We start from the raw sequence: 7,487 nt of genomic DNA, 5'->3' as shown, positions 1-7,487 counted from the left end.
GGAGGGGCGTTCCGGGGCCCACCGGCCCGACCTCCGGCGAGGGAGGGCCCCGGTGCGTACGGCCGCGGGCGCGGGCCCCGGTGTACGGCCGCGGGCGGGGACCCCGGTGTACGGCCGTGGGGACGGCCCCGGGCGTCCTACAGGCCCTTGAGGATCTTCTCGATCTGGTCGAGGACGTCGATCGAGGTGCCGTAGCGGTCGCTGGTGGCGTAGGTGACGGGCAGGACGTGGTTGTCCTTGGCGGCCTTGAGCAGCTTCCAGGACGGCTTGTCCTGGAGCTCCTTGGTCTCCTTGGGGACCTCGTCGGTGGCGGCCATGCGCGGGACGAGGATGACGTCGGCGTCGGCGAGGACGTCGATCTTCTCCTGGGAGTAGGTGACCTCGTGCTCCTTGCCGTTGTCGGACGCCTTGGCGAAGCCGGCGCCGACGTCGGCGAGGATGCGGCCGACCCACGAGGTGCGGGTGTCCACGAGGAACTCGCCGTTGCCGTAGGAGGAGGCGAGGGCCCACTTCACGGACTTCAGCTTGCCGGCGTAGGTCGACTTGATCTTGTCGGCCTTCTCCTTGTAGGTCGCCTTGAGCTTGTCGAGGGCGTCCTCCTTGCCGACGGCCTGGGCGATCTTCTCCTGGGCGTTGTAGAGGTCGCCCGGGGTCTTGATGCCGAAGTACAGCGTGGGGGCGATGCCCTTGAGCCGGTTGATCTTCCAGTCGAAGGCGGACGCGCCCTCGACGATGATCAGGTCGGGCTTGAGGGACGCGACCTTCTCGATGTTGGTCTCGATGCCGGAGCCGATCGAGGTGATCTTCTTGCCCTGTTCCTTCTGCGAGGGCAGCAGCTCCATCGGGTTGTTCTCGTCGATGGCGCTGGTGCCGACGGGCTCGACGCCGAGGTCGAGGAGGGCTCCGGTGGCGTAGGAGATGCTGACGATGCGCTGGGGCTTCGCGGGCACCGTCACCTTGCCGTCGCTGGTCTGGATCACTCGCTTCCCGCCGTCGCCCCCCGTGGACTTGGCGTCGTCGGACGAGTCGTCGCTGCCGCAGGCGCTCACCGTGAGCAGGGCGGCCGTGGCGAGCACGGCCGCGACACGGGTGCGGCCGGCCGTACGGCGGCTACGGACGGGACGGGTGTTCATGGTTCTCCTTGGACGGGTGTGGTGCGGAGCCGGCGGCCGCGGCCCGGGCGGACCGGGAACGCGGTGGCGGGCGACGGGGTGCGAGGGGGCGGAGGGGGTCAGGCGCCGGCGGTCAGCAGGGCGTGCCAGCCGCGCAGCGTGGGTTCGGCCTCGGCGAGTTCGGTGAAGTCGGCGGCCAGGCCGCGGGCCCGCCAGCGTTCCACCAGGCTCATCAGCCGGATGGAGTCGAGGCCCAGGTCGCGCAGGTCCTCGTCGTCCGGCAGGTCGGCGGGGTCCTCGCCGAGGACGTCGGCCACGTCGTGCCGGAGGGTGTCGATCGGGACGGTGATCGCGGGCATGCGGTGTCCTTCGGGGTCTTCGTCGGAGCAGGGGCGGGCGGGCGGCGGGTTCAGCCGACGGACGCGGCGACGGTGCCGGCCTGTCCGCCGGTCCGGCCCGCGAGGACGTCCCGCTCGGTGCGGCGCAGCAGCAGCGAGTCGCAGATCTCGCCGGAGCGGACGGCGAGGGTGGAGAGCAGGGAGGAGGTGATGCCGTGGGTGTGCTCGGTGCCACCCTGGAGGTAGACGCCGACGCGGACCCGGTCGGTGGTCAGGATGCGGTGGTCGCGGTCGACCCGGAGCCGGCCCTGCTCGTCGGTGAGGCATTCGGCGGCCAGGTCGCCGAGGAGCTCGCGGGGGTCGGCCGGGTGGTAGCCGGTGGCGAACACCACGGCGTCGCAGTCCAGCGTGAACGTTTCCCCCGTGGTCAGGGAGCGAACCACCGCCCGGGCGCCGTCCGGCAGGTCCTCGACGGCGGTGAGCCGGCTGGTGTTGAGGATGCGCAGCCGCTCGTGACCCTGGACCTTCTCCTGGTAGGCGGTGCGGTAGAGCTGTTCGATGAGCTCGCCGTCGACCACGGAGTAGTTGGTGTTGCGGTGGTAGCCCAGCAGGGTTCGCTTGACGTCCTCGGGGGCGTCGTAGAAGTGGTCCACGGCGGCCGGGTCGAAGATGCGGTTGGCGAAGGGGCTGTCGTCGGCCGGGCTGTAGCCGTAGCGGGAGAAGACCGCGCAGACCTCGGCGTCGGGGAAGGTGCGGTGCAGGTACTCGGCGCTCTCGGCGGCGGACTGGCCCGCGCCCACGACCACGAACCGGCGGTGCCGGCGGGCGGCCGGCTCGGCGGCACGGAACAACAGGTCACGGTTGTGCCAGACGTGCGGCCCGAGGGTGACGCCGGCGGGGAGGCGGGGGGTGAGGCCGGTGCCCACGGAGAGGTTGCGGGTGCGCCGCACGGTCTCGTCGGACGGGTCGCCGACGGAGCGCGAGACGACGTCCACGGCCTCCACGGTCCCGCCGTCCTCCACCGCGTGCACGGCGGTCGCCACCCGGCCGTAGTCGACGGCGGAGCCGAACTCGGCGGCGCACCACTCGAGGTAGTCGTGGAACTCGATCCGGGTGGGGAAGAACGTCTTCTGGTTGATGAAGTCGGCGAGCCGGCCGCGGTCCCGCAGGTAGCACAGGAACGAGAAGCGGCTGCTCGGGTCCCGCATGGTGACCAGGTCCTTGAGGAACGACACCTGCATGGTGGCCCCTTCGAGGAGCATGCCCCGGTGCCAGCCGAAGCGCTCCTGGCGCTCCACGAAGCCCGCGCGGATCGCGCTGTCCGGGGCCCGGCGGTTGTGGTCGTCGATCGCGATGGCGAGGGCCAGGTTGGCGGGACCGAAGCCTATGCCGACCAGATCCTCGATGGGGGCACCCGCCGTGTTCGCGCTGTCCCCGCGCCGTGCCGACATGCTCATCCTCTCGTCGTACCGCCCCGTTCCGGCTTTTACCGGCCGTGTCCGCCGGGCATAGTCGGGAAGGGCAACCCGCGCAACTATTGATTAGGTATGCCTAACCTAACTTTCTCGGCAGGTCAGGTGTCAAGTCCAGGCGTCAGATCGGCCGCCTCAGGCACCTCTTGACGCCCCTTGAAGCCCTCTCGTCACAGCCTCCCGGCGCCAGGGGCCGCGAATGCCTCCCGGACATGGCGAACGGGCCGGGCGGCACGTGTCACCACGTCCCGCCCGGCCCGCTTCCGTGCGGACCTCAGACGTCCAGCATCCGGGGCAACGCCCGGACGAAGGCGTCCACTTGCCCCTCCCCGATCACGAGCGGCGGCGCCAGCCGGACGAGGTCCGGGCCCGTCGCGTTCACCAGGAAGCCCGCCTCCAGGGCCGCCCGCTGCACCCGTACGGCCACCGGCCGCTCCAGGACGAGCCCGAGCAGCAGCCCGGAGCCCCGCACGGCCCGCAGCAACGGATGACCCGTTGCCCGGGCCCCGGCCGCCAACCGCTCCCCCATGCGCCGGACATGGGTTAGTACGTCCTCTTTCTCCAGAGTGTCGAGCACCGCCAGGGCGGCGGCGCAGGACACCGGGTTGCCTCCGAACGTCGAGCCGTGCTGGCCCGCCGACAGCAGCCCGGCCGCGTCGCCGAAGGCCACGGCTGCCCCGATCGGCAGTCCGCCGCCGAGCCCCTTGGCGAGCGTCATCACGTCGGGCACCACGCCGTCCGCCTGGTGGGCGAACCAGTGCCCGGTGCGGCCGATACCCGTCTGGATCTCGTCCAGGACGAGCAGGGTGCCCGTGGCGCGGGTGATGTCCCGGGCCGCCGCGAGGTAGCCGGGCGGCGGGACGACGACGCCGTTCTCGCCCTGTACCGGCTCCAGGAACACGGCGGCGGTCCGTTCGGTCACGGCGGCGCGGAGGGCGTCGGTGTCGCCGTAGGGGACGTGGGTGACGTCGCCGGGGAGCGGCAGGAACGGTTCCTGTTTGGCCGGCTGGCCGGTGAGGGCGAGGGCACCCATCGTCCGGCCGTGGAAACCGCCCTGCGCGGCGACCAGATGCGGGCGCCCGGTCCGGCGAGCGATCTTGAACGCGGCCTCGACGGCCTCCGCCCCGGAATTGCAGAGGAACACCCTGCCGTCCCGGCCGGCCAGCTTCAACAGCCGCTCGGCCAGGGCCACGGGAGGCTCGGCCACATAAAGGTTGGAGACGTGGCCGAGGGTGGCGATCTGCTCGGAGACCGCGCGGACGACGGCGGGGTGGGCGTGGCCGAGGGCGTTGACGGCGATGCCGCCGACGAAGTCGACGTACGTCCTGCCGTCGGCGTCCCGGACCGTCGCCCCCTCCCCGCTCACCAGCGCCAGCGGGGGCGTGCCGTAGGTGTCCATCAGCGCGGCCCGCCACCGCTCGGCCAGCCGCTCCCCCGGCGTACGGATGCCGTCCCCGGTCACGCGGTCACCTCCACGAGCGTTCCCGGCGCGTCCGGCAGAGGATCGGGCACGACGGTCGTCCCCACCGCCTCGTCCGTGAAGACCTCCAGCAGCAGCGAGTGCGGCACCCGCCCGTCCAGCACGTGGGCCGCGCCCACCCCGCCCCTGACCGCCCGCAGACAGCCCTCCATCTTGGGCACCATGCCGCTCGACAGGGCGGGGAGCAGCGCCTCCAGATCGCTCGCGGTGAGGCGGCTGATGACGTCGTCGCTGTGCGGCCAGTCCGCGTACAGCCCCTCGACGTCCGTCAGGACGACCAGCTTCTCCGCGCCGAGCGCCCCGGCGAGGGCGGCGGCGGCCAAGTCCGCGTTGACGTTGTAGACCTCCCCGTCGGCGCCCCGGGCGACCGGGGAGACGACGGGGATCCGGCCGCGGTCGAGCAGTGCCTCCACCGTGGCCGGGTCGACGGCGACGACGTCACCGACGAGCCCGATGTCCACCGGCTCACCGTCGACCTCGGCCGTCCGCCGCACGGCGGTCATGGTGTGCGCGTCCTCGCCGGTGAGACCGACGGCGAACGGGCCGTGCCGGTTGATCAGCCCGACGAGTTCGCGCTGCACCTGACCGGCGAGCACCATCCGGACGACGTCCATCGCCTCGGGCGTGGTCACCCGCAGCCCGGCCTTGAACTCCGAAGCGATGCCGAGCCGGTCGAGCAGCGCGCTGATCTGCGGCCCGCCGCCGTGCACGACGACCGGCCGCACCCCGGCGTACCGGAGCGACACCATGTCCTCGGCGAACGCGGCCTTCAACTCCTCGTCCACCATGGCGTTCCCGCCGAACTTGACGACGACCGTCTTGCCGTGGAAACGGCGCAGCCACGGCAGCGCCTCGATGACGGTACGGGCTTTGGGCGCGGCGGCGGTGCGCCGCGAGGGAAGTATGTGGTTCATGAGGAGTAGGCGCTGTTCTCGTGGACGTAGTCGGCGGTGAGGTCGTTGGCCCAAATGACGGCGGATTCGCCGCCCTCGGCCAGATCGGCGGTGATGCGCACCTCGCGCGGTGACATGTCGACGAGGTCGCGGTCGTCGCCGACGGAGCCGTCGCGGCAGACCCACACACCGTTGATCGCCACGTTGAGCCGGTCGGGATCGAAGGCGGCGGACGTGGTGCCGATGGCCGAGAGCACCCGCCCCCAGTTCGGGTCCTCGCCATGAATGGCGCACTTGAGGAGGTTGTTACGCGCGATGGACCGCCCGACCTCCACGGCGTCCTCCTCCGACGCCGCGTTGATCACCTCGATACGGATGTCCTTGCTCGCCCCCTCCGCGTCCCCGATCAACTGCCGCGCCAGATCGTCACACACCTCCCGCACCGCACCGGCGAACTCCGCCGCCTCCGGAGCGATCCCGGAAGCGGCCGAGGCCAGGAGCAGCACGGTGTCGTTGGTGGACATGCACCCGTCGGAGTCGACCCGGTCGAAGGTGGTGCGCACGGCCGCCCGCAGGGCGTCGTCCAGGCCGGGGGCGTCGACGTCGGCGTCAGTGGTCAGCACCACCAGCATCGTCGCCAGCCCCGGCGCGAGCATCCCCGCACCCTTGGCCATCCCCCCGACCACCCAACCGTCCCGCTCCGCCACCGCCGTCTTGTGCACGGTATCCGTCGTCTTGATCGCGATGGCGGCCTTCTCGCCACCGTCCGAGGAGAGTTCGGCGGCGGCCTTCTCGACGCCGGGCAGGAGCCGGTCCATGGGCAGACGCACGCCGATGAGACCGGTGGAAGCCACCGCCACCTCGCCGGCCGCACAGTCCAGCACCCGAGCCACGCGCTCGGCGGTGATCCGGGTGTCCTGGAAGCCTGCCGGTCCGGTGCAGGCGTTGGCACCACCGGAGTTGAGCACCACCGCCCTCACCTCCCCCGCCTTCACCACCTGCTGCGACCACAGCACCGGAGCGGCCTTGACCCGGTTGGAGGTGAACACCCCCGCCACCGCCCGCGACGGCCCCCCATTGACCACCAACGCCACATCCGGCGCACCACTGTCCTTCAGCCCCGCGGCCACACCGGCCGCCGTGAAGCCCTTCGCCGCCGTCACACTCACGGAGCCACCCCTGTCGTGGAAAGTCCCAGCTCCTCGGCCAGCCCGAGAGCGATGTTCATACTCTGCACCGCCCCACCGGCCGTGCCCTTGGTCAGATTGTCGATCGCACTCACCGCCACCACACGCCCCGCCGCACTGTCCACGGCCACCTGCACCTGGACCGCGTTGGAGCCCAGGACGGCCCCGGTCGACGGCCACACCCCAGGCGGCAGCAGCCGCACGAACGGCTCCCCCGCATACGCCTTCTCGTAAGCGGCCCGCACCGCCTCCTCCGATGCCCCGCCCACGACACGCGCCGAACACGTCGCCAGGATCCCGCGCGGCATCGGCGCCAGGGTCGGCGTGAAGGACACGCTCACCGGCTCCCCGGCCACCGCGGCGAGATTCTGCGCGATCTCCGGCGTATGCCGATGACCACCCCCCACCCCATACGGACTCATCGACCCCATCACCTCACTGCCCAGCAAATGCGACCGGACCGCCCTCCCCGCACCCGAGGTCCCCGACGCCGCGACCACCACCGCCTCCGGCTCCACCAACCCCGCCGCGAACACCGGCCACAACGCCAAAGACACCGCCGTCGGATAACACCCCGGCACAGCCACCCGCCGCACCCCCCGCAACCCCACCCGCCCACCCGGCAACTCCGGCAACCCATACGGCCACACCCCCGCATAAGCCGACCCGTAAAACCGCTCCCACTCCCCCGCATCCCGCAACCGAAAGTCCGCACCACAATCGATGAGGAGGACGTCAGGGTCCAGTTCGCAAGCCAGCGCGGCGGACGCGCCGTGCGGCAGGGCGAGGAACACGACGTCGTGCCCCGCGAGCACCTCCGGGGTCGTCTTCTCCAATACTCGTTCCGCCAGCGGGGCGAGGTGGGGCTGTACCTCGCCCACCGTCCGTCCGGCGTTCGAGTCGGCGGTCAGCGCGCCGATCTCGACGTGGGGGTGCTGAAGGAGCAGACGCAGCAGTTCACCGCCCGCGTATCCACTCGCGCCCGCCACAGCTATGCGCACCATG

At 71.7% G+C, this 7,487-nt stretch carries 7 protein-coding genes; all 7 read right to left on the bottom strand.

What is annotated here, in order from left to right; all coding sequences use genetic code 11:
- Positions 1-137 precede the first annotated feature (137 nt).
- Complete coding sequence (locus tag ACZ6X9_RS31855; RefSeq protein WP_469781506.1) at positions 138-1,133, bottom strand: ABC transporter substrate-binding protein; 996 nt, start codon at positions 1,131-1,133, stop codon at positions 138-140.
- Between the two features lie 98 nt (positions 1,134-1,231).
- Positions 1,232-1,471: a phosphopantetheine-binding protein gene (locus ACZ6X9_RS31850; protein WP_469781505.1), complete on the bottom strand. Its 240-nt coding sequence runs from the start codon at positions 1,469-1,471 to the stop codon at positions 1,232-1,234.
- Positions 1,472-1,521: 50 nt separating this feature from the next.
- The gene (locus ACZ6X9_RS31845) at positions 1,522-2,901 is read right to left on the bottom strand and encodes a lysine N(6)-hydroxylase/L-ornithine N(5)-oxygenase family protein (RefSeq protein ID WP_469781526.1); all 1,380 of its coding nucleotides are present in this window, start codon (positions 2,899-2,901) and stop codon (positions 1,522-1,524) included.
- Between the two features lie 295 nt (positions 2,902-3,196).
- Positions 3,197-4,384 carry an acetylornithine transaminase gene (locus tag ACZ6X9_RS31840; RefSeq protein WP_469781504.1) on the bottom strand — a complete coding sequence of 396 codons (1,188 nt, stop codon included), beginning with the start codon at positions 4,382-4,384 and terminating at the stop codon, positions 3,197-3,199.
- Positions 4,381-5,316, bottom strand: coding sequence for an acetylglutamate kinase (gene argB / locus ACZ6X9_RS31835; RefSeq protein ID WP_469781503.1), 936 nt, complete (start codon positions 5,314-5,316; stop codon positions 4,381-4,383). Before argB ends, ACZ6X9_RS31840 begins: the two co-directional genes overlap by 4 nt.
- Entirely contained in the window at positions 5,313-6,464 is a 1,152-nt protein-coding gene (gene argJ, locus ACZ6X9_RS31830) for a bifunctional glutamate N-acetyltransferase/amino-acid acetyltransferase ArgJ (protein WP_469781502.1), read from the bottom strand. Before argJ ends, argB begins: the two co-directional genes overlap by 4 nt.
- Positions 6,461-7,486, bottom strand: a complete 1,026-nt coding sequence (gene argC / locus ACZ6X9_RS31825; RefSeq protein WP_469781501.1) for an N-acetyl-gamma-glutamyl-phosphate reductase — start codon at positions 7,484-7,486, stop codon at positions 6,461-6,463. The genes argJ and argC overlap by 4 nt, the downstream gene beginning before the upstream one ends.
- Between the last annotated feature and the right edge of the window lies 1 nt (position 7,487).

The organism is Streptomyces sp. NPDC052910 (assembly GCF_055585605.1).
Note: the sequence above shows the minus strand (reverse complement) of the source record. Positions and strands in the feature narration are given on the sequence as shown.

Coding starts and splice junctions, on each gene's coding strand:
- argC (WP_469781501.1), bottom strand. CDS start 7,486: ATGGTGCGCATAGCTGTGGCGGGCGCGAGTGGATACGCGGGCGGTGAA.
- ACZ6X9_RS31845 (WP_469781526.1), bottom strand. CDS start 2,901: ATGTCGGCACGGCGCGGGGACAGCGCGAACACGGCGGGTGCCCCCATC.
- argB (WP_469781503.1), bottom strand. CDS start 5,316: ATGAACCACATACTTCCCTCGCGGCGCACCGCCGCCGCGCCCAAAGCC.
- ACZ6X9_RS31855 (WP_469781506.1), bottom strand. CDS start 1,133: ATGAACACCCGTCCCGTCCGTAGCCGCCGTACGGCCGGCCGCACCCGT.
- ACZ6X9_RS31850 (WP_469781505.1), bottom strand. CDS start 1,471: ATGCCCGCGATCACCGTCCCGATCGACACCCTCCGGCACGACGTGGCC.